Annotated in this window: 27 protein-coding genes and 1 pseudogene; 12 read left to right on the top strand and 16 right to left on the bottom strand. The window is 39.2% G+C overall.

The annotated features are described in order from the left end of the window. Positions 1–8: 8 nt before the first annotated feature. The 11 genes and pseudogenes from BM192_RS18915 to BM192_RS18865 all read left to right on the top strand — a co-directional run bounded on the left by BM192_RS18915 (position 9) and on the right by BM192_RS18865 (position 9,831). The gene (locus BM192_RS18915; protein ID WP_037438773.1) at positions 9–578 is read left to right on the top strand and encodes a DUF3347 domain-containing protein; all 570 of its coding nucleotides are present in this window, start codon (positions 9–11) and stop codon (positions 576–578) included. Positions 579–773: 195 nt separating this feature from the next. After that, the gene (locus BM192_RS18910; protein WP_037438771.1) at positions 774–1,034 is read left to right on the top strand and encodes a cation transporter; all 261 of its coding nucleotides are present in this window, start codon (positions 774–776) and stop codon (positions 1,032–1,034) included. A gap of 11 nt (positions 1,035–1,045) precedes the next feature. Beyond that, a pseudogene (locus BM192_RS21230) lies at positions 1,046–1,207 on the top strand (DUF305 domain-containing protein); the annotation flags it as partial. A 53-nt stretch (positions 1,208–1,260) separates the two neighbouring features. Continuing rightward, positions 1,261–1,878: a DUF305 domain-containing protein gene (locus BM192_RS18900; RefSeq protein ID WP_074964078.1), complete on the top strand. Its 618-nt coding sequence runs from the start codon at positions 1,261–1,263 to the stop codon at positions 1,876–1,878. A 27-nt stretch (positions 1,879–1,905) separates the two neighbouring features. Further along, the gene (locus BM192_RS18895) at positions 1,906–2,250 is read left to right on the top strand and encodes a four-helix bundle copper-binding protein (protein ID WP_037438769.1); all 345 of its coding nucleotides are present in this window, start codon (positions 1,906–1,908) and stop codon (positions 2,248–2,250) included. Positions 2,251–2,398: 148 nt separating this feature from the next. Then, positions 2,399–2,830 (top strand): hypothetical protein, encoded by a 432-nt coding sequence (locus tag BM192_RS18890; protein ID WP_074964077.1) that lies wholly within the window; start codon positions 2,399–2,401, stop codon positions 2,828–2,830. Between the two features lie 77 nt (positions 2,831–2,907). Continuing rightward, a complete protein-coding gene (locus tag BM192_RS18885; RefSeq protein ID WP_074964076.1) occupies positions 2,908–3,396 on the top strand; it encodes a DUF3347 domain-containing protein in 489 nt (162 codons plus the stop codon). Positions 3,397–3,467: 71 nt separating this feature from the next. Beyond that, entirely contained in the window at positions 3,468–4,037 is a 570-nt protein-coding gene (locus BM192_RS18880; protein ID WP_037439789.1) for a DUF3347 domain-containing protein, read from the top strand. Positions 4,038–4,044: 7 nt separating this feature from the next. After that, on the top strand, positions 4,045–4,500 hold the full coding sequence (locus BM192_RS18875) for a heme-binding domain-containing protein (RefSeq protein ID WP_037439787.1): 456 nt from the start codon (positions 4,045–4,047) through the stop codon (positions 4,498–4,500). A 165-nt stretch (positions 4,501–4,665) separates the two neighbouring features. Beyond that, entirely contained in the window at positions 4,666–7,239 is a 2,574-nt protein-coding gene (locus BM192_RS18870; protein ID WP_037439794.1) for a multicopper oxidase domain-containing protein, read from the top strand. Positions 7,240–7,272: 33 nt separating this feature from the next. After that, complete coding sequence (locus BM192_RS18865) at positions 7,273–9,831, top strand: heavy metal translocating P-type ATPase (RefSeq protein WP_074964075.1); 2,559 nt, start codon at positions 7,273–7,275, stop codon at positions 9,829–9,831. A 569-nt stretch (positions 9,832–10,400) separates the two neighbouring features. Here the strand turns inward: BM192_RS18865 and BM192_RS18860 are convergent. After that, positions 10,401–11,342, bottom strand: a complete 942-nt coding sequence (locus tag BM192_RS18860; protein WP_074964074.1) for a hypothetical protein — start codon at positions 11,340–11,342, stop codon at positions 10,401–10,403. 149 nt (positions 11,343–11,491) lie between these two features. Here BM192_RS18860 and BM192_RS18855 point away from each other — a divergent pair, with 149 nt between their 5' ends. Beyond that, positions 11,492–12,403, top strand: coding sequence for a hypothetical protein (locus tag BM192_RS18855; protein ID WP_139218464.1), 912 nt, complete (start codon positions 11,492–11,494; stop codon positions 12,401–12,403). 287 nt (positions 12,404–12,690) lie between these two features. Here BM192_RS18855 and BM192_RS18850 read toward each other — a convergent pair whose 3' ends face one another. The 15 genes from BM192_RS18850 to traN form a co-directional block, all read right to left on the bottom strand. Continuing rightward, positions 12,691–12,996 (bottom strand): hypothetical protein, encoded by a 306-nt coding sequence (locus tag BM192_RS18850; RefSeq protein ID WP_037443419.1) that lies wholly within the window; start codon positions 12,994–12,996, stop codon positions 12,691–12,693. 24 nt (positions 12,997–13,020) lie between these two features. Then, on the bottom strand, positions 13,021–13,569 hold the full coding sequence (locus BM192_RS18845) for a hypothetical protein (RefSeq protein ID WP_037443420.1): 549 nt from the start codon (positions 13,567–13,569) through the stop codon (positions 13,021–13,023). Positions 13,570–13,590: 21 nt separating this feature from the next. Then, positions 13,591–14,118 carry a hypothetical protein gene (locus BM192_RS18840; RefSeq protein ID WP_074964073.1) on the bottom strand — a complete coding sequence of 176 codons (528 nt, stop codon included), beginning with the start codon at positions 14,116–14,118 and terminating at the stop codon, positions 13,591–13,593. Positions 14,119–14,226: 108 nt separating this feature from the next. Beyond that, positions 14,227–14,421, bottom strand: a complete 195-nt coding sequence (locus BM192_RS18835; protein WP_037443421.1) for a hypothetical protein — start codon at positions 14,419–14,421, stop codon at positions 14,227–14,229. Between the two features lie 2 nt (positions 14,422–14,423). Further along, positions 14,424–14,873, bottom strand: coding sequence for a hypothetical protein (locus BM192_RS18830; protein WP_170844864.1), 450 nt, complete (start codon positions 14,871–14,873; stop codon positions 14,424–14,426). A gap of 68 nt (positions 14,874–14,941) precedes the next feature. Further along, positions 14,942–16,033, bottom strand: a complete 1,092-nt coding sequence (locus BM192_RS18825) for a JAB domain-containing protein (protein ID WP_074964072.1) — start codon at positions 16,031–16,033, stop codon at positions 14,942–14,944. A 64-nt stretch (positions 16,034–16,097) separates the two neighbouring features. Then, entirely contained in the window at positions 16,098–16,838 is a 741-nt protein-coding gene (locus BM192_RS18820; protein WP_037443428.1) for a hypothetical protein, read from the bottom strand. A 1,284-nt stretch (positions 16,839–18,122) separates the two neighbouring features. After that, positions 18,123–18,761: a hypothetical protein gene (locus BM192_RS18815; protein ID WP_037443430.1), complete on the bottom strand. Its 639-nt coding sequence runs from the start codon at positions 18,759–18,761 to the stop codon at positions 18,123–18,125. Beyond that, on the bottom strand, positions 18,761–19,639 hold the full coding sequence (locus BM192_RS18810) for a DUF4099 domain-containing protein (protein ID WP_037443432.1): 879 nt from the start codon (positions 19,637–19,639) through the stop codon (positions 18,761–18,763). Before BM192_RS18810 ends, BM192_RS18815 begins: the two co-directional genes overlap by 1 nt. An 11-nt stretch (positions 19,640–19,650) precedes the next feature. Next, the gene (locus BM192_RS18805) at positions 19,651–20,865 is read right to left on the bottom strand and encodes an ArdC family protein (RefSeq protein WP_051760152.1); all 1,215 of its coding nucleotides are present in this window, start codon (positions 20,863–20,865) and stop codon (positions 19,651–19,653) included. Further along, positions 20,855–21,046, bottom strand: coding sequence for a hypothetical protein (locus tag BM192_RS18800; RefSeq protein ID WP_037443434.1), 192 nt, complete (start codon positions 21,044–21,046; stop codon positions 20,855–20,857). Before BM192_RS18800 ends, BM192_RS18805 begins: the two co-directional genes overlap by 11 nt. Positions 21,047–21,055: 9 nt before the next feature. Beyond that, a complete protein-coding gene (locus tag BM192_RS18795; RefSeq protein ID WP_051760154.1) occupies positions 21,056–21,706 on the bottom strand; it encodes a M23 family metallopeptidase in 651 nt (216 codons plus the stop codon). A 9-nt stretch (positions 21,707–21,715) separates the two neighbouring features. Then, positions 21,716–23,680 carry a type IV secretion system DNA-binding domain-containing protein gene (locus tag BM192_RS18790; RefSeq protein ID WP_037443436.1) on the bottom strand — a complete coding sequence of 655 codons (1,965 nt, stop codon included), beginning with the start codon at positions 23,678–23,680 and terminating at the stop codon, positions 21,716–21,718. 39 nt (positions 23,681–23,719) lie between these two features. Further along, positions 23,720–24,184, bottom strand: coding sequence for a hypothetical protein (locus BM192_RS18785; protein ID WP_037443438.1), 465 nt, complete (start codon positions 24,182–24,184; stop codon positions 23,720–23,722). Then, the coding region (gene traN / locus BM192_RS18780; protein WP_074964071.1) for a conjugative transposon protein TraN at positions 24,181–24,876 on the bottom strand (696 nt) is incomplete at its 5' end. The genes traN and BM192_RS18785, both read right to left, overlap by 4 nt.

The following is a 24,876-nucleotide window of genomic DNA, read 5'->3' as shown; positions in this document are numbered from 1 at the left end:
TTAAAATCATGAAAACAACATTAAAAACAGTTTTAGCATTAGGTTTTGTAGTCTTATTAGCTGCCTGTAGCAACAACCAACAACCAGAAGATAGTCATGAGGGTCATGATCATGGCTCGGCAGCGGCGATGGAAGCTCCTGCACCTACGGCCACTACACCTTCTACAGCCTCAATAACGCTGAAGGACGATAAACTGAATGCAGTATATCAGCAATACCAAGACTTGACCGCTGAATTAACTGATGGGGATGCAGCAGCAGCAAAAGTTGCAGCCCTTGCTCTTGAAGCCGGGGCCAAAGAAATTGGGAGAGGTTCTGCTTTAGCTACAACAGCTGCACAAATTACTGGTGCCAAGGATATTGAAACCCAACGAACAATTTATGCATCCTTAAGTGATCAGTTTATTGCTTTGCTAAAAGAAAGTGGCCTTGAAAGTGGCGAATTGTATATAGCACATTGTCCTATGGCTTTAAATGATAAAGGAGCACAATGGGTAAGTAACTCAAAAGAGATCCGCAACCCTTATTATGGGGAAAGTATGCTGACTTGCGGTTCTGTAAAAGAAACATTGAAATAGACTACTAAAACTTGAAATATAACCAGATATAAGCTGAAAAAACACGCTTATATCTGGTTCCCTTGATTAAATTTTGCACAACTTTATCTTGATTGTTATATAGCAAGATGCTAAATCATATAACATTTTCGCAAGATTCTGTAAAAAAACTCCTTTACACCTGGCTTACTTTTGTATAAAAGAATTACAAAGAAAATGGCCCCATTAGAAAATATAGAAACGCTATCCCTGCCTGTTTTGGGTATGACCTGTGCGGCTTGTGCAGGAAGTGTTGAAAGTATCATCGGTTCCCAGCCGGGAGTTAATAAAGCAGAGGTAAACTATGCCACCCAATCTGTTAAAATTTTATTTCGTCCAGATCAGGTACAGCCAACAACTTTTCAAAAAGCAGTGCAGTCAATTGGATATGACCTGATATTAGATACGGAAAGCGGTAAGGAAAAGCAGTCACCGTAGATCAACAGTTCGCCATGATGATGAGCAAACATCATGCGGATGGCTTAAAGATGGGCAACACCATCCTACAATTTGCCAAAGATCCAATGTTCAAATCAATGGCAACAAAAATGGTTGCTGATCAAACAAAGGAAATTCAGGAGTTTGAAAACTGGCTGGCGCAACACAAATAATTTTTACATAAAACTGATAACAAATAATAGAACCTTATTTAATACCTACAACTATGAAAAACACACTAAAAATACTATCTCTTCTCGGGCTATTAATTTTTGCCCAGGCTTGCAGTAAAGATGATGATAAGATCACCATCCAGGAACATGACAAAAACCAAATGATGACCATTATGCACCAGATGATGGATAAAATGAACGCCATGCAAATGACTAAAGACCCAGATAATGATTTTGCCATGATGATGATGATGCACCATCAGGGTGCAATTGATATGGCCAATGCAGAACTAAAGGACGGAAAAGATGTGACCTTAAAGGAAATCGCTCAAATGATGATCACTGCACAAACCCAGGAGATCGCACAGCTTGACGCCTTTTTACAGGGCCACCCACCGCATTTAAATGTACCTGAATTTGATGCAAAAATGATGATGGGAATGGAAAAGATGGGGAGAAATGCAGACTTGCAAATTATAAATGGAAACACAGATCATGATTTCGCTATGTTAATGATAGGCCATCACCAAAGTGCTATTGAAATGGCTCAAATGGAGTTGGATTATGGCACACATGAAGAAATGAAGACGATGGCCTCCAAGATCATTGAAGACCAGCAAAAAGAAATTAAAGACTTACAGGAGTGGTTATTAGCAAACAACAATAAATAAACATTTAACAATTTAAAACAGTTAACTATGTCGCATCAAAGATTTCAGGACTGTATCCAGGCTTGTGTAGCCTGTGCAGTAGCATGTAGCCATTGCGCTACAGAATGTTTAAAAGAAGAAGATGTAAAAACGCTTTCCCGCTGTATCCAGTTAGATCTGGAATGCGCGGCTATCTGCCGTTCCGCGGCAGAAGTTATGAGTTTAGGCAGTGAATATAGTGACGCTTTTTGCCGAACATGTGCTGAGGTGTGTAATGCCTGCGCCCAGGAATGTGAAAAACATGCAGAAATGGGTATGGAGCATTGCAGGGAATGTGCAGAGGCTTGCCGTGCATGTGCACAGGCTTGTGAGCAAATGAGTACAGCTGCCTAAATTAATCTGAAATTTTCACCTGCTTCATTTAAGCAGGTGAAAATTTTGTATGATAAACACCAAATTCTATAAAATTGAAATAAAGATTTCAACTACTTTTGCTCGTAGAACGCGATTACAGATTAATAGTGTACTTTTATATAACTAGATGAAAAACCGTACATCCATACAGTTCAAAGCGGCCTTTTTAACCTTTATATTTCTTTTGAATATAATGGTAGGCTTCGCCTGTGCGATGGGTGCGGAAAGAGCTATAAACCCCGAGCATGCTCATTCGCATGACCAGGGAAATCATGCGCATGATAAGGCGGCCGATGGTCATCATCATTCTTCATCTAAAGAATCCAAGGACAATTGCTGTCAGGATGAAGTCGCTAAACTTACAAAGTCTGATAAGACAGATTTGCGCTTTTTTGATTACAGTTTGTTGTCTTTATCGTGTTTCGTTTTACCTGTTACAGCTTATCCAATAAGTGGACTGCGTACATTTCCTATAAGTACTTCTAACGGGTACTTTGTCCGGCATTGTCGTTCTCCTATACAAGATATCCGTATTGCCATACAAAGCTTTCAAATTTGATTTAATGTTACTTGCGTTTTGCATAGCAATTACTTTGTTATGCCTAAAATATTAGTGTATACATTAAAATCAATAACATGAAAAAGATATTTCTAATCCTTGCATTCCTGACGACTGCTTTTGCGTCAGAGGGCTTTGCGCAGGAAAATACCAGCCAAGCTCAATCGCAGCTTTCACAATTTCTGACTTCTTACTATAACATCAAAGATGCGTTAATTGCAGGTGACGCCAGCAAGGCATCAGCAAATGCGACGCAATTTATTAAAGTCGCCAACGGCATTGACTATAAAGTTATAGCTGAAGGTAACATTCATGCCTTACTTAAAGATGCCGGAACTATTTCAGATACTCAGGACATCAAAAAGCAGCGCGAACAATTTGCTAATCTTTCTACTAACATGATTGCACTTGCAAAAGGAACTAAGTTGGGCGCACAACCAATTTACGAAACCTATTGCCCTATGAAAAAAGCTTCATGGCTTAGTGACAGTAAAGCAATCAAAAACCCCTACTATGGCAGTACTATGCTAAGTTGCGGCAAAGTGGTGGGAACTATTAATCAATAATTTATTCTTAACAGCTAATTCATGGACAATAAGTCTTTGCTGTTAGCTATCTATTCTAAAATCAAATAAAAATGAAAATATTATTTATGGCCGCAATTGCAGTTATAGGCCTTTCAGCCTGCAACACAAACGGTAATCAATCTAAAGAAAACACAGCTGAAGCTGGCGATACTGCGCTAACACAATCTGGCAACTCGGCAATTAAAAGCGAAAGCTCCATTAGCGAAGTGGTTACTGCTTACCTGCAACTTAAAAACGCATTGGTAAATGACAATAGTAAAGAAGCGGCCACAGCTGGTGGAGATTTGCAACAAGCTATTGAGAAAACAGATACTACTTCTTTTTCTGCTGAGCAACAAAAGGTGTTTAGCGAAGTTAGGGAGGATGCTAAGGAGCATGCTGAGCATATTGCATCTAACGGAAGCAATATCGTACATCAAAGAGAACATTTTGAAACGCTGAGTCAAGACTTATATGATCTGGTAAAGGTGTTTCCAAGCAGTCAAACCTTGTATCAAACACATTGCCCGATGTATAATAATAACAAAGGGGCAAACTGGTTAAGCGAAACCAAAGAGATCAAGAACCCATATCTGGGCACAAAAATGCTTACTTGTGGCGAAGTAAAAGAAGAAATTTAATAGAAATATGAGCCGTACAAAAAAGATATTGTTAGTTATACTGATCTTATTCATCGGCATTCAGCTCATACATCCTGTCCGCAATATTAGCGGGCAGGTATCGCTGAACGATATCTCTAAAACAATTTCGATCCCTGAAAATGTAAGGCCTTTATTAAGAACCGCCTGTTATGATTGCCATAGTGATAATACAGATTACCCTTGGTACGCCACCATTCAGCCGGTGGGTTGGTTCCTAGCTAGTCATATTAAAGACGGAAAGAAGGAGCTTAACTTTAGTGAATTTGGATCGTATTCCACCAGACGGCAAAAAAGCAAATTAAAGTCTATCGCAAGCCAAATCAATGATGGAGAAATGCCATTATCGTCTTATACATTCATCCACCGGAATGCAAAGCTTAGCAAAGAACAAAAAGCTGCGATCATGGACTGGGCGGTAAAAGCAGAAGAAGGTCTTGAATAAGATAAAACCATCTCTAATGAAAAAAGTAAAGAAAGTAATTCTAATCATTCTTAAAGCGATTTTTATTCGCAAGAAAAAATGTTGTCAATAGTCTGTACTAGTAGTATTGAAGCTTTGTAGGCTAACAGTTTCCTATAATCTCACTGACTTAAAATGTTTCTCCTAATGAAAAAATTAACAGTAATAGCCATAGTTTTCCTTTGGTTTACAGCTTCTGCACAGCAAATGCCTGGGATGAAGATGCCATCCGGACAGAAGGAAAATAAAAAACAGACACAACAAGAAATATATACTTGTGTGATGCATCCGGAAGTAAAAATGGATAAACCCGGCAAGTGCCCCAAATGCGGTATGACGCTGGTAAAAAAAACCATAAAGAATGCAACGCCTAAGTCGGTTCCAAAAAAACAAGCAGTCCCTAAAAAGGTGAAGGATGTAATGCCCCACAAAGCAGAGATGAAAAACGAGCCAGAAACAGACAGGCCTATGGAGCACGGAATGAATATGGATAGCCTGAAAACAGATCCAGGCAGCCAAATTGGGGACAGAGTGATCGTTGGGGGCGGCAAAACTGTTCGTTATGATTTATATGTTGCCGACACCATTGTAAACTTTACCGGAAAACAAAGACGTGGTATTGCACTTAACGGCTCTATACCTGCCCCGACATTAACATTTACTGAAGGTGACACTGCTGAAGTTTATCTACACAATACACTAAAAACTGCAACATCTTTACATTGGCATGGGGTCATCTTACCAAATGAGCAGGATGGGGTACCTATGCTTACCACTTCAATGATCCCGGGCGGAACTACACATGTATATAAATTCCCTATTGTCCAAAATGGCACCTATTGGTACCATTCACATTCTGGCTTTCAACAACAAGTGGGCACATACGGGGCACTGGTTTTTAAAAGTCGTGAAAACAATGCCATGACGGGTAAGAAAATTGCTGAAATTCCCTTGGTGTTGAGCGACTGGACAGATGAAAATCCAGAGCAGGTGCAGCGCCGTTTGCGGGCAGCCAATGACTGGTATGCTATTAAAAAAGGCAGTGTGCAGGGTTATGCTGAAGCTATTAAAAAGGGATATTTTACCACTAAACTGGCCAACGAATGGAAGCGCATGAATGCCATGGATGTGAGTGATGTGTATTATGAAAAGTTCCTGTCCAACGGCAAGCCTGAAATCGAGGCACCACAGTTTAAAGCCGGGGATAAAGTTAGGTTACGTGTAGTAAACGGGGGATCTTCTTCTTATTTCTGGTTGCAATATGCCGGTGGCAAAATAACTGTTGTTGCGAATGATGGTAATGATGTAGTGCCCGTTGAAGTGGACCGATTAATTATAGGCGTGGCAGAAACCTATGATGTGATCGTTACCATCCCAAAAAATATGAGCTATGAATTTCGGTCTACACCAGAAGACCGGAGCGGGTATACCTCATTATGGTTAGGCAGCGGCATGAAAATGCCAGCTCCGACATTGCCTCCGCTGAAATATTTCGAAGGCATGAAAATGATGAACGGGATGATGAAAATGAATGGAGATATGAAGCCAATGGAAGGCATGCAAATGAGTCTGCAATCCATGGACATGAATACGGTCATGTATCCTGAAATAACCGGCAGCGAACGCACACAAAGGCCGAGCGATGTAAAGGAAATGCCGGGAATGAAGATGGATAATATGAAGGATATGGATATGACCAGCCAGAGCAATGATATTGCAACGCTTAATTATGCCATGCTTCGATCACCTGTCAAAACAACGCTACCGGATATACCTACAAGAACATTGAATTTTACCCTTGAAGGAAATATGAACCGCTATGTATGGTCCATCAATAATAAAACAGTTGGGGAATGGGATAAGGTGCTTATTAAACAGGGAGAGAAAGTTCGTATTATTCTGACCAATAATTCCATGATGCGCCACCCGATGCACTTGCATGGACATGACTTTAGGGTATTGGGCGCGCAGGGCGAATATGCACCTTTCAAAAATACCCTCGACATTATGCCAATGGAAACCGACACATTGGAGCTAGCTGCTAATAAAAGTGGTGACTGGTTTTTTCATTGCCATATTTTATACCACATGATGGCAGGCATGGGAAATGTGCTCAGTTATCAAAATTCGCCACCTAATCCTCAAATACCGGATAAGGAGAAAGCCTTCAAGCAATTTAAACGTCATGAAACAATGATCCATCCGGTAGCATCTATTGGACTTGAAAGTAATGGTAGTGATGCCACTTTTTTACTGGCAGGTAACCGTTTTGAAGTACAAGGGTTGTGGCACCTTGGTCTAAAACCAGAAGATGGCCGCGAAGCGGAATTAAATTTTGGGCGCTATATTGGAAAAATGCAATGGTTGTTCCCTTATGTAGGCTTTGATTATCATTATAAAAAAGGCGTATATGAAATAGAAAAGAATTCCTTTGGACAGATCAGCAATAAAAACAACCGTAAAACATTTGTAGCTGGTGTGCAGTACACTTTACCAATGTTAGTTGTGGCAGATGGAAGAGTAGATGGTGATGGGAAATTTCGTTTTCAGTTGAGCAGGGAAGATATCCCGCTTAGTAATCGTATACGGTTAAATATGATGTGGAATACTGATAAAGAATATGCAGCGGGATTGAAATATGTATTAACAAATTCATTTGCATTATCTACCCATTATGATAGTGATATGGGCTATGGGGCAGGTATAAGCTTAAACTACTAGTCGTCTACCTTTAACTTCTTAAACTAGATTATTATGCAACACACCTATAACATAATTGGAATGTCCTGCGATGGTTGCCGATCGAAGGTTGAAAATGCTTTAAACCAAGTAACTGGAGTGTCCGCTTCGGTTACATTAGAGCCAGCACAGGCTGTTATTACGATGCAGGAACATGTGTCAACCGAAAAACTGCAGGAAGCTTTATCAGCAGCCGGTAGTTATTCGATAGAGATGTCTGGTCATCAGCACCCTGAGATGCATGATCATACCACCCATAATCATGATGATAATAAACCACCGCTTCACCAGCATCACGAAACTCTGAGCCGAGCTGTAAATAGCGGAAATGATGGGGAAATATATGAGTGCCCGATGCACTGCGAAGGTGATAAGACGTATGGCAAGCCAGGGAATTGTCCGGTTTGCGGAATGGATTTAGTGAAACGGCCGTCATTAAATAAAGCAGTTAAATATTCCTGTCCAATGCATCCGGAAATTATCCGTGATCAGCCAGGTGCCTGTCCAATCTGTGGAATGGATCTGATACCAATGGGCGGCATAGGCGCAGAAGAAGAGGATCAGTCTTATGACAGGTTACTAGGCAAATTCAAAATCGCTGCCCTCTTTACGATTCCTATTTTCATTATATCCATGTCTGAAATGATCCCAGGGAATCCGCTTTTTAAGTTGATGGATCTTAGATATTGGAATTGGGTGCAGTTTGCGCTTTCCCTTCCGGTCGTGTTTTATGCCACCTGGATGTTTTTTGAACGTGCATGGCGCTCAGTTATCACCTGGAAGCTGAATATGTTTACCTTAATTGGCCTTGGCGCAGGAGTTGCCTGGCTTTTTAGCATAGTTGCCTTGTTATTTCCCGGTATTTTTCCGAACCAGTTTAAAACTCATTCAGGTACTGTCTATGTATACTTTGAGGCAGCTACGGTTATTCTAACGCTTGTTCTACTTGGGCAGCTCCTGGAGGCACATGCACATGGTAGAACTAATAGTGCCATTAAAGAACTCTTAAAACTCGCACCTAACCAGGCTACAAAGATTGTGGGGGAAAAGGAAACGACTGTAGCCATTGATGACATTCAAAAAGGGGATCTGCTTCGGGTAAAGCCTGGTGAAAAAGTACCTGTTGATGGAAGAATAAAAGTCGGAGACGTAACAATTGATGAATCGATGATATCCGGAGAACCCATTCCCGTGGATAAAAAACCTGGAGATAAGGTAAGTTCAGGTACTATAAATGGGACCAAAACTTTTACCATGGTGGCTGAGAAAGTTGGCGCAGAGACCTTGCTTTCCCAGATTATTGAAATGGTAAACTCTGCCAGCAGATCGAAAGCACCGATCCAAAAGATGGCCGATAGAATCTCCGGTTACTTTGTTCCTGTTGTGGTCTTCATATCAATTGCCACATTTATTATATGGGCAATCTACGGGCCAGAGCCGTCCTACGTTTATGGATTTGTAAATGCGATAGCAGTGCTGATTATTGCTTGTCCTTGTGCCCTTGGCCTTGCCACGCCGATGTCGGTGATGGTTGGTGTAGGAAAAGGTGCAAAGTCTGGTGTGCTCATTAAAAATGCGGAGTCACTTGAAAAGATGAATACTATTGATATTGTAGTAATTGATAAGACAGGTACGGTTACTGAAGGGAAGCCATCCGTTGAAAAAGTGGTTAGTACCAACTCCGGTTTTACCGAAAACGATATCCTTCAAAAAATCATATCATTGAACAGCAGTAGTGAGCACCCACTGGCACAGGCTACGCTACGTTATGGGGACGAAAAACATATAAAGCTCTTACCTATTACACATTTCGAAGCTATAACGGGAAAAGGGGTGGTTGGCATACTTGAAGGGGAAAATCTTTCTTTAGGCAATGAAAAGCTTATGGAACAAGTTAAAGTAAAAATTGATTCGGTGCTAGCCCAGCAAGTTAGAGCCGAACAAAAACAGGGTAAAACAGTCTCTTATTTAGGAATTGGAAATCTTGCTGTTGGTTTTGTGGTTATCTCTGATAAGATCAAAGAATCTAGTAAAGAAGCAATCCATAAATTGCAGAGAGAAGGTCTGCAAGTATTGATGTTTACCGGAGATAATGACGACACCGCGAAAGCGGTAAGTAGAACTTTAAACCTTGATGGATACAAGGCCCAAATGCTGCCGGAAGATAAATTAGAGGAAATTAAACGCTTGCAGGTTAAAGGAAAAAATGTAGCTATGGCCGGGGATGGCATTAATGATGCGCCTGCATTGTCGCAAGCAGACATAGGGATTGCAATGGGCACTGGGACTGATGTGGCTATTGAAAGCGCGGCAATTACACTAGTTAAAGGTGACTTGAATGGAATTGCTAAAGCTCGCTTACTAAGCCATAAAGTAATGGGAAATATAAAAGGAAATCTGTTCTTTGCTCTGGGCTATAACATTTTGGGAATACCGATTGCAGCAGGGGTATTATATCCTTTTTTTGGTGTTCTGCTATCTCCAATGATTGCAGCACTGGCCATGAGCCTTAGCTCAGTTTCAGTTATTTTAAACTCATTGCGGTTAAGGGGTGCAAATCTGCATAAAAGTTAAATTATATGCACAAAAGAAAGAACATGCCAATTTGCAAAATTGCGGCCAGGCCAAAAGTATGTAAGACTAAAGGCATAAAAGTGCACAATATATAAATTCCTCGAACATTCAGATTGCATAGTGGAGCAACCTGGAAGAAATGAAGTAATAGTGATTTTTTTAGCCAAGCAGCTAGTTGACAGAAGAGATAACTGAACATCAATATATTCAAAAACAAAACAGAAAACACCTGCTTTTGAGTGATGTATTCAACTCAAGGTTCTAATTCCAAGAAGAAAAACCGGAGAGTTGCACGCATCTACTTAACATAAGATAAATTATAAGCGTTAAGGTCATCTGGAAAATTGACCTACAATTTTTAGTTTTCCTTATGTTCAGACTCACAAACAATATAATCTAAAGCAACTGCTATCATAAACCCATGTCATTTTACATCAAAAAACGGTCGTTTTCTTGTAATAGTGGGAACAGAATTTCAATAGTTCGTTTAAATCGTTACAAAACCATCGTTTTTATTCCTCTGATAAAATCATTGTTGCTAACTGTAACGGTTCGCTATTAATTTATAATCAACTTTTTAATAAAAGTTCATTTATTACTTCCTCTGGCGTTCCTTTAATGTCAATCCATTTAAAGTTACTTTTCATATCCCCTAAATCAGTCGCATAAGCCAAATTATCCATAAACGTTTGATCCCCCTTTTTGTAAATTTTGAACATAGCGACCACTTCAAGTTCTAAAAAGTTTTCAACTGCATGGATGTCGAGAGCAACATTAAAGCCCTGATAGTCTGTTCTCACACTTGGATATGCTACACCAGCAGCTTTAAGGAAGTTCATAGCAAGGTCAGTATAAGCTACCGAAATTTTGTAATCATCGTCTGATTTGATTGCTTTTTTTGCAAACTCATCAGAGAAAAACTCTAATAAAAATTCAATATCATCAATTCGGTCTGGCATTTCCGCCTTTAGGTTGTTGAGATGATACTCGTAAGATTGTTTTATCTGTGGAATAGTTTCAATATTATGTTTATTAAAAACAGACTCGATTACTTCAAAATCCTCTTTGATCCTCCACTTACCTACCGTCATAACAAATTCTGCATCACATTTTCTATCTGCGCTACGGAACATTTCACTCGTTTCAAGTAAATTTATTATTCTTGGATGCTTAATATTCTCAGTCTTAACAGCACCATAAAAAAGAGATTGTCCGGGAGAATTAGCTCTCCCATAACGTTTTATGTTTTGAAAGTCATTTCTGTAGCTAATTTCCTTTTCGGAATAAAAAACTTGATTTGGTACATTTATTCTTGCCCTTTCTATGTGGTGCCCTGCTTTAAGCTTAGCGGTTACAAATGGAATAAACCTAAGGTCATTCATCAGGCTATAAAGCACTTTTTGATAAGAAACTTTTGAAAGATCAGCACTGCGAAGCGCGGAGGTCACCTTATCCAGCGTTTTTCTGTCTGGCAAGTTAGCAATGTTGTAAAGTGGTTTTGCTTGATTCATAAAATTAAAATTGCCTAAAAACTTAATGGCCTTTGATACATTACCAGAATGAAAGGAATTTTGAAAAGCCAATTCTCAAAACCAAAATCACTCCTTCACTTTTCGAAATCTTAGTCGGATGATGTATATTTAAGATCAAATATACATTGATGATTACACCTTTAAAAAGGTATGAATTTTCCCATACAATAAAGAATTTAACTAAGATGCGTGCAGCATTCGTTTGCTCTAACCCTAGCTGTAGATTAATGACAATAGGACCTTCTGATGTAGACGATGAAAAATTTTTATACAATGGAAAGATAGCGCATATATATCCTGCCTCTGTGGGCGGTCCAAGAGACCTTTCAGGTATTACACCAGAGCAAAGAATGCATCAGGATAATGCGCTTTTTCTATGTGGTAGTTGCGCAGATCTGATAGACAAAAATAATGGCATTGATTTTCCTGTTTCTAGACTAAAAAAGTGGAAGGCTAATCACATGGGTTGGGTAACAAAAAACTTAAACAAGCAACTTAGTGGGGACGCTGGAATAGTTATCAATGTAAAAGACAGCCAAGTGGTCGGTACTCAACACAATTACTATACAAATGATGTTGTTAGTCAAGCTGACTCTATTGATAAAACTACCTTTCTTAAACTTGATGAGATAGCCGACGAAGAAAAGCTCATGGGTATCTTCCGTTCTTTAAAAGATTACCATAGAATTTGGAGTAGTCAGGAGGATATTTTAGATGCCGTTATTGAATATTTGAAGCAGACAAGGAATAAATTTCTCGCTGAAGAAATTGCGCTCGCGACTTCAAAATTTCTCATTGAGCTTGAAGAACTAACAAAAATTATCACATCTTACTTCGATTCTTGGCCATATACACAACACGGACCGGACTATAAGAGCGAATTAATGCCCAAAGTACGACATTGGACCGGATTTAAAGCTGATAGTGAAGAGAAACAACAATGCGAAGAAATCTCGGCAAAACTAATAGAACTAGATAAAACTATTATACCGGCATATCAAACTTTTAGGATGGCCGTAAAGAGGCGACTTTACGTGTAACACATAGCAACGGAAGACCTAGCCTCCATATGCCTATGGAACTAATTTGCACGAGTACTTCGTTTGCTATTTAAACTACATTATTTTTGACTATCAATATCGAAAATCTCGCAAGTAGCAAGATTTATGTGGCTACCGATTCTACTCCACACAGTTCCTTTCGTGGAATTTGATTTTTCTCTGTTATTGGTAAAAACACCTACAAATTTATAATTCGTTTGTCCTTGCCTGGATGTTTCTGGATCTGGCGCAGATCCGCTCCGCTCCGGAAAAAGTCTGTCGCCTGATCAGTCGGAAAGCAATGCCGTGAAATTCTTGTATGATTGACGAATAGCAGCTACTAGCTTTTTTTGCTCAGCTAATTCTGCTTCCAGTTGGCTGATCTGCTGTCTTTGTTCCTTTCCTGAAGCTTCCAGAACCTGAATTCTTTCTTTCTGCTTTGGATAATTCACAATAAGCTTTTCAAGAGCTTTGGAGGCAGATATCTCGGAAAAGTCCGAGATGATCAACTGCATAGCATCGCAGATCTCCGCACTTGGTTTACGGAGTTTTATTTCTGACCAAGTTTTAGGCTCATTAAGGACGTCTAACATAATGTAGGATTTAAGGTGATAGGATTATTGATTTTCTGCCTCATCCTCTTCCTCTTGAAACAGGTCGGCATCTTTGGTGACTACTTCCTTCACTATCATCGCCTGATTGATTTTAATACGGTATTTGTGATTATTCACTCCTTTGGCTTCAGCTATTACCTCATTATTCTTATCGGTATAGAAGCTAGTAACGACAATCAAATCTCCCGGTTTAATGATTCCATGTCCGTTGATTATATCAGCGGCTCCTGCTGCCGTAGAAACTTTATTTGCAGCTCTTCCGATTTTGATTCCTCGCATGGCGCCTTTCAAGCCTCCACCTAAACCAACTACAGATCCAACGGCAGATGCATTATCTGCTACCTTTGAAACCTTTTTAATTTTTTTGTCGTTGGCATCCTCGATGAAGAGAAAATTCGGTTGCCCTGCTACAGGTAGGCCAATTCTAAGGGAATCGTTAACGGATATCGTTTTATTATCAACGGTAACGAATGTACTGTCTCCATTAAGTTTTTGTGCTTTGGCTACTGAAACTGTTAAAGTAGCCAGTGCTAGAAGTGTTAAAGTTTTCATAAAGTGAGAAATTTATAGGGTTTATCTTCTTAAATGTACTTTTTTTGAAGTCATCAGAGAACGGTCAAACTGTATTGATTTATAGAGATCTAGAAATCGTTTTTCAATAATTTCAGCTGGAAATAAGGCTGATTTATTACTTAAAACGCTGTTGTTCCATTCTAATAATGCAACTTGATTATCTGCTTTTTTGATGAGGTCATCTAAGGGAAATGATAGGTTAAACTGTATAGCAATATTGCGCATAACTTCATTTTCAAGCGCCACATAGTCTGGTAGCAGCTGTTTTATAGGCTTTGCGATATCCATTAAATATGCTTCACTGGCATCATGCAGTAAAGCTTCCAATTTAAGATGAGCCGGGACAAGCTTTGCCACATTAATGGAATGTTCTGCCACTGATATTACACCCTTTGCCTGCCCTGCAAATCTGGGCATTACGGATAACCCTTTAGCTATATCTTCAATGGTAAAAACTTCAGGATTAAGGTTCTGAAAGTCTATTTCAACTCCTGTATAGGTTCGGAATTTCTTACTAATTGGCTCCATAATGAAAGATTTAAGGCCGTTACCAACAATGGTATATAACAAATATATGTATATTTACATATAAAACAAAATTAAATGTACACGTTTAATCAAATAATAATTAGTGAATTACAGGTGATTTTCTACTGTATACATTAATATCAGGATTACACCCAGTGCATAGAATAATATTGATGCTGCACTAATTAGCCTAAATGTCGCCCTTGTAGGATTAGCGCTCTTCAAATACTTGTCCTGAAGTTTGCCTAAGAGCATTCCTATCAAAAGCAAGGTCCAAATGATAATGAGGTTTTGAGTATCCATAACTACAGATCTAAATGTGATTTACCCTTTTTATACTGGCAGGCAGATATAAAATTTTTACAGGCATAAAATGAATTCAATTTTTGTTGGTCTATGGAATCATCATGGCCGACATCAAGTAAAAAGTCGAGGGACGAAAATTTCAGTTCACCTACTGTTTCTATGTTGTTTTTTATCAGAAGTGCCTTTGTTTCAATATCAAGTGATTTTAATGAATAAATCTTCCGTTCATTAAGTTTCCGATTATACGCTCTTTCTTCAATGCTCTTGTTATAATCAGGTTCGTCCTGACTATCGTAGCTGGTTAAGATCTCTTTCTCCATTAAATATTTATAATCAGGTTTTCTGGAAGGTTGAAATAACCGTTTTCTAAAGACGAAAGCCATAAGGATTAAGACTAACAAAACAGTGGATACTATAAGTGTAATTGGCTGATAGAGAACGAATGACATAATTAAATTTAAAAAGTTTATCAAGATAAAAACAAATTGATATTTTGTATACATTATTTCAAATATATTCAGCGGGATATGCCTTTCTTATTGATTATATTCTCTGAATCAGCGGAACTCTCCCAAGGCTTTAAATCCTGTTTTGGAAATGGTTGTTTGATTTGATTTGTCCCGTATTTAGCAAAAGTTTCATTCAATAAACCTTCATCTGCATAGGATTTATATGCGGCTTTTACACCATTTGCATTAGAGTTAACCTGTACATAATCTAACATGCTATAATCAAAAGGTAGTAAGCTTTTTCGGAGTTCAATCATCTCACGCTCTTGATCGGTATTACCATAAGCGATAATAGACCGAACACCAGGCAGGGGAGCTATAATGTCAGTTACGTTTTTTAATGATAAGCTATCCAGAAAATAGTTGCCAGTCACGGACATATCACTACTTAAAGCAAGAATTCCATGCTTTGGAAAAGCAGAAAAACGGGTCTGTTGTATAAGCTCAGCTGCATCTTTAGAACCGGCAATTCTAGCAATAGGTTCTCTGAGCACTTTCATTTCATCGAATATATGCGCCGAATAATGTTTACCCTCCCTTGGCGTTTCATCCCTTGAAAAGACAGAATGATCATCTTCTAAAATGACTGTGAAAGCTTTATTATAGGTGTTGAGAATAACATGGTAGATGTCAACATCAAGCTTTTTGAATCCTTCCTGAACCCTCTTTGTTAAATTGATATCGGCCTTAGACGGCTTTAAATTTCCAGATGGATGGTTATGAACTAAATAGATTACTTTACTATCATGCAACTTAGATCCTGCAAGAATAACCCCGGTATCTAGTACGGTGCCTGCCCTACCTCCTATACTTAAGAACTGGATCATCGCCTCCTTTTTATCATTTACATGCACGGCAAAGCCTAGTTCTACACTTTTACTTTCCAGGGATTTCATTAAATGGGCTACATCATGGTGGTCTCTGATTTTGTAAGAGCCATCGAATTTCATTCCCTCATATTTATTCCATATAGGTAAATTGGTGGAACCGGTCTGGCCATCATATGGCTTAACTGCGGAATTAAAGCCGAAAACGCTTTTATATGGGGCGGTTTCGCCCTCTCCTGTTTGAGTAAAATGTATTTTTAATTGTTCAGCCATATTTTTCTTTAGTTAGTAGAATAAGGGACAGCGAATGCCATCCCTCTAAGGTCTAGCATCTAGGCTACCTGGATAAGCCGGTTTTATTCTCTTTCGGTTGGCCGCCTTCCCAAGGATTTAACGAGGATTTGATACTCTCATTTTTCACGTAAACAGGCTTAAGATCCTTATCATAGATATCAAGCTTTTTGAATTGTGGGTTGGCGGCAATGTAAATCTGTTCAGCAGAATTATTCTTCTCAACTATCACGGCTTGTAAATTCCCCTTTTCAAGTGATTTCAAAACACTGTCTTTGGTGAAATTTTCATTGAATTTTACTCCAAGCGCATCAACGACCTTTTCCAGATCGAAACCGTAATTTTTGTTGTAGTACTTTTTATCATGGCCTCCATCTTCCGCATTGTTTAACTTAATCCAGGCATTAAATTTCTCATTTGAGTTATTGGTAATGTCTTTATTGATTGCCCTTCCTGATATCAGGTTAAAAGCTTCCTTAGCAGTTACACCATTGCCATTGTGCACAGTAAAGTTTTGCTCTTTTGCCTCCTTGATATCTGTTCCCTGAAGCTTAGCTGTATATGAGTTCAGATAATAATTATCGGACGTTTTCGACTTTGCAAATGCTAGATCATACTTTACCGATTGATCATCCTTTAACTCAGGAGACTTAGGTTTTGTCACCAGTTCTATGTTAAAAGATTCTTTACCAGATGCAATCTCTTTCTGAAGGCGCTCGTTGGCCTGATCCCCAAAACCCAAGTACTTCAGGTTGTTTTTCAAAAAATCTAAATTTTCGTTTTGCATTTTAATTAAGTTTATGATTAATAAATAGTTACGGATGATAAAACCTTCGTTTTAGACATTATCCGGCGTATAAGGCAACCATCAAGTGTACCCTGAGCTTAGTAATTGACTGATAAAACCTTCGTTTTAGGTTCTGAAATAATAGAATATCGCATTCTGCAGATCCTTAATAAGGCATAAAAGCATAAAAACATGAAGTCATTATAATGCTGATAAAACCTTCGTTTTAGTATAATTAAGGCCATTTTGAACTGGTCTTGCTATTCAAAATTGACTGATAAAACCTTCGTTTTAGATACTCTCCTTTAATTGCATCAGGGATTGAAGCGGCATCCTTTTTTTGCATCTGGATAGAGGGAGAGGGAAAAAAGATACAGCGGAAAGCCCGTGTCGGCCATAAGCGCAGGCATGCCAAAAAAGCCTTTTTAAAGCTGTCCTAATGCACGTTAAAGGTTCAAAAACTAATATTTGCATACATCCCCTTGGCCATTCTGAAACCGCTAAATTCCTGATTCTACTGCAAATTTAATCGCCTTGAAAAAACCGTCTTGCATCGTCTTAATCGACTGCCCATTTTCAGAAAAAAAGAGATAGTGAGCTTTATAAAGCACATCCTAACCGTTGTCAACTCAGCTATCTAAAGAAAAAAGCTGCCTATAATAGTACGTATCCCTCTTAAACACCCCTTCCAAATCATCCTAGTTCTAGCCTAAACACACGTATTATTAACCATTGAAAAAATGCGACATTACCAAAAACTTGCCTACTAATTCCTTCAACCTATTCTACGAAATCAATCACCCTTTGTCATGGCCTTTTACCCCATTTTGATAGTAAATTTAGATCTCGAACTATTCTATTTTGTTAAACTGAAAGATCTGATTCTACACATAAAACTTATTTATCTTCTCCACATAGAACTACGGATATACTTAAAACCATAGCTTAATCACTTTCAAATGGCCTAAATACTGGTTTTTAAATAATTTCTCTTAAAACGCCAAAATCCCGTTGCCATACTTCCTAGACCCCACGCACTTTTTATGGTTGTACATACATTGCTCTTAAATCTAAAAATGGCCGTTGGAAAAAATAGGCAAATAACAAGGGTGCGTTAGCACCCTTGTTGCGAAGCAACCTATTTACTAAAAGGCGACAGCCTTTCTCCGGAGCGGAGCGGATCTGCGCCAGATCCGGTACTCTCCAGGCACAAGCTAGGCGACAGAAGTTAACCAGGTTAACGAGCTGCAGGCGCTACCGGTGCTCATTTCAGGCGACAGCAAGTTATGCTCGGTTAACTGACTTTAACAGATCCTTATACGACTTATGGGGCGATGGAGGTTTGTGCGTCCGGGCGTTCTTAAAATAAAAGCCCGAAGCTTTTTTAAAAGCACTGAGGGTAAAATCGTCTTCATTGAACTGGTAGGTGTGCCCTGCAAAATCAACAAATACCGTTTCATCATAGTGGGTAACCCGGACTGTTTTATTTGCCAGTCGTGCGGCCATTCTACAATCCATTACCCGCCCTAAAAGGGTATTAGAAAATACGAAGTGGAAGTCTTTTCCTTTTAGGCTTTCGCTTATCCATTCAGTAACCTGGGGTAAAGTCAGAGATCCGATTGAGAGGAACAAGGCTTTCATAAAACCTTGTTCCTTCAATTTAGACCATTTGCATTGTGCAAAACACAAAGCTTCGATAGCAGATTCAAAAATATAAACATCAGTGATTGCAGGAAGATCGAGCTTGTGACTTACCCAAGGTGGGCACAGCTTAGGCGTGATATGCTTATTGATCCCGAACGTCTCCAACTTACCGTCCCCATAATCAAACACAATATTCCCGTTCTGATCGATACTGAAATCAGCTTTAAAGAAGTCAATAACCGAATCACAAATACCAAGTCTAATTAAAGGTGTAGCCATTATCTTGACATCCCCCCTCTTGTATATCCCCTGGCTTCCTGCTTATGGCCGTTTTGTCCTTTGAGCTTTAATTCATCAAGGTCAAGCTTATGATGGTCATCAGGGAAATTCATTAATTTAGAATTTCTATTGTTCCATTTCTGAGCCTCCATTTCTTTTAAGGCATCCAAATAACCTTTGTGGAAGGCATTAGTAAGTTGTGCCGATTGCACGGCTGATTGGTCTTCATTTTTACCAATGCCCAACAGCGCCTGAGCCGCTTTAACTAGCAAGTAGGAAACACCGCCATCAATGAGGATGGATAGGACAAGAAACGTATTGTTAGATCTAACGCCGTTTTTAGCAGTGGGGCTGGGCTGAAGCATAGTACCGTCTGGCATTGTGATTGCCTCACCATCCTTATACTTTGTCTTTTGCGTTGGGGTAAGAGGTTCATTGTTGACTTTCTCCGGTACCAGAATCCGGTTTGTATTCATTGATACGAATTCTTTGGTGTCCTTATCATATTCGATAAGCATTTTATGACTTTTCCCCTTCTCATCAAGATAGCTTTTGACAATATTTGCTTTTTTATCGGTGATCAAGCTGTCCATTTCCTTGTCATTCAAAAGGCTATGCTTTTGCGGATTTTTGTAGATGGGGTGTAATACAACCGACAGCGATCCGTCTTTATTCTCCTGTAAGGAGATCTTAGCTTTCAGCCTTTCAATTTGGATGCCCTCATGCTCCAGGTTTTTAAGATCTAAAAGTCCTGACTTTCGCCCAGCTGATAGTTCTTTAAGATCCTCCTTGGTAAGGTTCAACGTATCGTTGTTCATTAAGCCAATTTTTTTAAAGTCCTCAACAGGCATTTTGTTTTTTACTTCCTCGGTTATCATAGTGCAAAAATTTATCGTTTAAAGTTTGGGGTTAATTGTAGGTTATTATCGTGTAAAGCAGGCTTTAGGGGCTTTACCGCCTCGCCATTTTTAAGATCCAGGGAATCCGACTTTGCTTTTAATAGAGATTGATAAAGACCATCTTTAGCAGTTACCTTTAGCAATGATGAAGATTCCTCAATTTTTACCTGCAAAACTTTTCTAGGTAGCACTTCTAAAATTTGATAGGTTTCATCCTTATATGGAATACTTTCGCCTTTAATAAAGTCAGCGCCTTTTACAGGCTTCTCTACGTTGGTTTTAGCTTCTTCTTTGAGATCTCTTTTTAACTCAAAGTCTAATAGATAATCATTGATTTTCTGGGCACTAGCTGAAGCTCGAAAAATCTCATATGGATCATTTTTAAGAACCTGAATCCAGCTTTTTGCATAGGCGGCAGTTTGGTCTAATCCCTTTTCTAAACCGATCTGTCCCCTTACCATGTAAGAGGCGATCTCAGCTATAAGCTCTTCTTTAGCATACTGAACGCTTCCAAATCTTCCGGACATATCTCTATCTAATCTGGACTTATCCCCGGTCCAGTGACCTAATTCATGCAAAAGGGTTCCATAGTAAGCCGATGCGCTATTAAACTGGTCTTTGTTGGGCATTTGCACATGATCAGTACCAGGGGAATAATATGCTTGGTTGCCTCCGTGAATTATTTTGGCCTTCGATGCTTCAGCAATGAACTCGGCTCGTTCTACATTTGACCACTTTTGCTCCCTTTTGGAATCATCCAAAACCTGGCTCAAAGGCGGTATCCCGGAAATTTGCTCGGCATTAAATACCCAGGCGGTTGTAATAATTGGATTACGAAGGTTGACGATGACTTTACGAGGTTTACCGTTATCATCTAATACCGGCTTCCCTTTATCATCCCTCATAGTCTTTACGTCCTGAAGCTTGATAAAATTGATTGTCTTAGCTTTTTCCCCTTTGTTTACCTGCCATCCGTTTGCTTGTGCCTGTTTGAACGTTAGCCATCTTGGATCTTCACGATCCTGCAACATTAACCAGACACTATTCATGCCCTTATAGTTGTTACCAGTTGTTGGATTGTATGGGAGATTAAAAGCTGTTCCTTGTTTGTCTGACCAAGGCTTTTGCCAGGGCGAAGTTCCCTTTTCAAGCTTTTCAATAATCGCATTAGCGACTTCTTCAAATAGTGCTTTTTTATCCGACATCTTCTCCCTCACTTTCTATCATTTGATGTTCTGGACTTAAAATATCATTTTGATCTATACCGTATTCGGCAGCTTCACCTTTGGTAAGTTCAACCGATAAAGTATGATCCTCAATCGGCTCTCCGATGGTTGTAAGCTTGTTTTTCAAGCTTGCTTCGTGTTTGCTATTTTCCCTTTTCATAAGTTGTGGTTATAGATTTGAATTTGCAGCTATGAATTGATTACGGGCCTGCACGGTTACGATCTTAGCCAGGAAGGTTAGAGGGTTTAAATACCCATTTCTGTACTTGATCGTGAAATGAAGATGCTCCCCTGTAACTCTTCCGGTTTGGCCTGTGATACCAATAGGAGATCCGGCCGTTACTGATTCGTCCTTCAAAACAAACCTTGTTAGAAGGTGTCCATAGATACTTGTAACCTCGCCATGTCTGATGCGCACGTAATTACCTAAAATTGGGTTGTACCCTGATTCCTCTATGATTCCTGGAAGGATAGAGAAAACTGTGTCTGCTCTTGCTGAAATATCAATACCAGAGTGGAACTTATTCCTTTCTCCTGTAACCGGATGGGTTCGGTTACCAAAACCTGATGTAAGCTTTGATATGTCACGTAAGGGCATGTTGGCTAATAGGTGGATGTTCCTTTCGCTCAGGTGCGATATGGTATCGACCTTCTTATTAACAGCCATCGGATGGATTACGCTATCTTGCTTAATAGCAGGTTGCTTTGGAGCAAGTTGCACACCTGAAGGCTTTGAAATATGCAGAACGGTATTAAAGTTTTGGGAAAAGCCCGAAAACGAAAAAAGCCAGAAACTGGCTAAGAGAAATAAAAACTTCATAATAAAATATTAGGCGGTGGCGTAACCTGAGACTAAAAATTCAATCTGTTCATTGATATCCTCAAAGTTCTTTTGTAGGATCTGCTCTTTTTTACTGCCAAAGTTGTAATAGTTTGGAAGTTCGAGCAGGTTATCTTCTTCTTTTTTTATAGCCTTAGAATTGAGATTCACTTTGCAATTTATTGCTGAGGTATCGAATTGTCCAGTAAACTTGTTGGAGGCATCGGCGGCTATCATACCCACTACCTCACCTGAATTGAGTGAGGCGATTTTTCCTGCAGGGATAAGAATTTCGAGTTTTTCACTGAGTTGTGAGCTGGTCTTCTCCCTGTCAATAGTTAAGCTCTGACCCATCTGTTTGCTCTTTCCAAATAATCGCTCTAGCCAATCCAGTGTTTCTTTATTCCGTACACTTCCAGAGATGATATTACCTACCACTGATGTGATGGTTGTTGCCGTATCTTTCCCGTATTGTTGTTTGAACTGCGGCAACTCTTGTAAGCCCATTAATATGGCGACTTTATTACTTCTGGCCGTTGCAATCAGGTTTTCAATTTTATGAACAAACAATGTCGGTATTTCGTCGATAATGAGAGCAGTTGGCAAGTTGCCTTTTGAATTAACCAATCTTGTAAGTCTGTTCAAGACTACTGAATAACAGGCCGAATTTATGTTTTGAGTATTGGGATCATTTGCTAAAACGATTACACCTGGTTCCTCTTTATCAGATATTTTTAGGTTAAAATCATTACCACTAAAAACCCAAAAGGTTTCCTTTGAGGCAAGCCTGGATATGAAGATTTTTAATGTTCCTACTTGTCCTTCCAACTGATCAAATGCCTTCGCCTTGTAAGCAGTCATAAATGGGGAAAGAAGCGAAACAAGCTCTTTATTCCCGAAAAGGAGTGTAAAGATTTCCTCGTAAGATCTATTGAGCAGGGCAAGGACGTGCGGCAGACTTGAATATTTACCGTTTTCGAACCTACTTAAGAAGTAGATGCACGAGGCTAAAAAGTTAACGGCAGATTGCGTGAAAAAAGCATCACTTCCACTTGCCTTATCTCCTTTTTTGAGTGCCTCTACCAGCGCCTCAGCGGTTTCTGATGCATCAGCCAAAGTTCGTATATAGTCCGCTCGGAGCGGATTGATCCGTTCGCTTTTCTCAACATCATTCAAATTGATAACGTGAAACTTATATTTCTTCATTTTACCGTTCTGCTTAGCCAGGTTATAATGGTAATAGGCTATTTTGCCTAAATCGGGAAACTTAAAATCGTAAACGCACATTGTGAATTCTTTAGCCAATAATTGGCGTATAAAGGGGTTGACAATAGAGAAGGACTTACCTGAACCGGGTGTACCTATTACCATTGTCCCCCGATATGGATTCTCAACGTTTATCCATCCGTCATGTATTCTCTTTTTGAAATAGAATTGCATCGGGATGTTTACTGAATGGGGATTAACCTTTTTTTCGGTGTGCTGCATAAAGCTTTCCCCCTCAACATTCCATTTATCCTTTCCTAATCCAGACTTGATGATTTTGGAAATATTATCCATTGAAGCATGTATCAGCAAAGTACCTATCAGGGACATGACCATATACAGTATATTGTAACCGGTAGTGCCCATGAAGATAATCGGAGATGGCTTTGCATAGATGAATATGCTACCAAAAAAAAGAAGCAATCCCAGGGTTAAAGGGTAAACAATTTGTGTTTTGGGATTAAGTTCTAAGTTCTTCTTTGCTAAGGTTCCAATAGCAACCAGGCAAATGATCAGCAAGGTTGCTAATTTGCTAAACACTAAATTATCGTAAAAAGGAAGCGATGAGAATTTAATAACCGCTTTTTTAAATGGCCCCCAAAAGGGGGCATTTATATAAATAAAAACAGCGAACTCAAAAATCAGAGTGAAGTAAATTACCGCTTGAAAGAAACGATAAAGCGATTGTTGTTCTCTAGTTTCTTGCATTGGATTGAGAATTAATTTGTTACAGTTGGCACGATTAGCCTATAAAGGAAAGCGAAAGCCGACTTCTAAAGCGACACGCCACCTAGTATTCTTTGGGTCAAAAAACACGACTTGATTTCTATTGACAAATAGAAGATCAACATTATTCATTATGGCTTGAGCAAATTCAAGCCCTAACTGCGGAGCGGCAATAAACTTATCATTTCCAGATCCAATCCCTACCCCTGCCCTAAAGCGAAGTAATGAGTTCTTATTTCTGGTTAAGGTTGGTTTATATACCACGCCTGCCATATATGAGCGATAGTCGCTCTTCGACTTGTCATAGACCTCTCCAAAAAGTTCATAAGAGCTGAAATATTTCGAAGAAAAATCAAGATTAATAGTCCCTGTGTAGGCATCATTTGCTACCCATCCCCCTCGTACACCAATGTAGGTATAGCCTTGTTGGGCTTTTGCTAAATACCCCGTAAATAACAAAGCAGCAATCATCAGAAGCTTTCTCATAAGGTATCCGCGTTTAATACATCTGAATAATCAAGCTGCAAACTGATTACCCTTCCGGAGATCTGCTTTTCAGTCATTTCGATATTCAGAACCTTGTTACCTGGAAATGTAAACTTTTTGAAAACGTAAACATTACGGAACTGGCGCTTGAAACTGTTGATCCCATTTAGGATGTAGGAAGGTTCAATTTCAACAGACTGAACATTGGTTGCCTTGGTTATTTTCTTGTCATCAATTTTGAACCTTACCTGATCAATATCATACTTTAGATTGGTGCTGTTGGTATAAGTCACATCAATAAACACGAAATCGCCAACCGTATAAATGTTATTTAAGTCTGCCTTGATGCCATAAGCTTTAGAGGATACAGAATGATACGTTCTCTTTCTCTTCAGGGCAGACATTGCGTAGTTTCGCATCTCTGTTTCAGACATGGTAACATCTGGGTTATCAATTGGCGTCATATCCTGGGGAGTGATTTGAATTCTCGTTTGATATCCTTTAAATTCGGGCACTGGTAGATATTCAACATTATACTGCGCCATAAACTTTTCCCCTACGATGGTGACAATAGATGTTTTATCCTTGATAAAGCCGAAATCAAGATCGTTTTTAGAGGTATCCTTTATTGCCTTTATTCGAAGAATATTCTTAACCGGAAGATCACCTGCCACGCTATGTGTTGAGATATC

It is taken from the genome of Pedobacter antarcticus (genome assembly GCF_900112985.1).
GTDB classification, from domain to species: domain Bacteria; phylum Bacteroidota; class Bacteroidia; order Sphingobacteriales; family Sphingobacteriaceae; genus Pedobacter; species Pedobacter antarcticus.
Note: the sequence above shows the minus strand (reverse complement) of the source record. Positions and strands in the feature narration are given on the sequence as shown.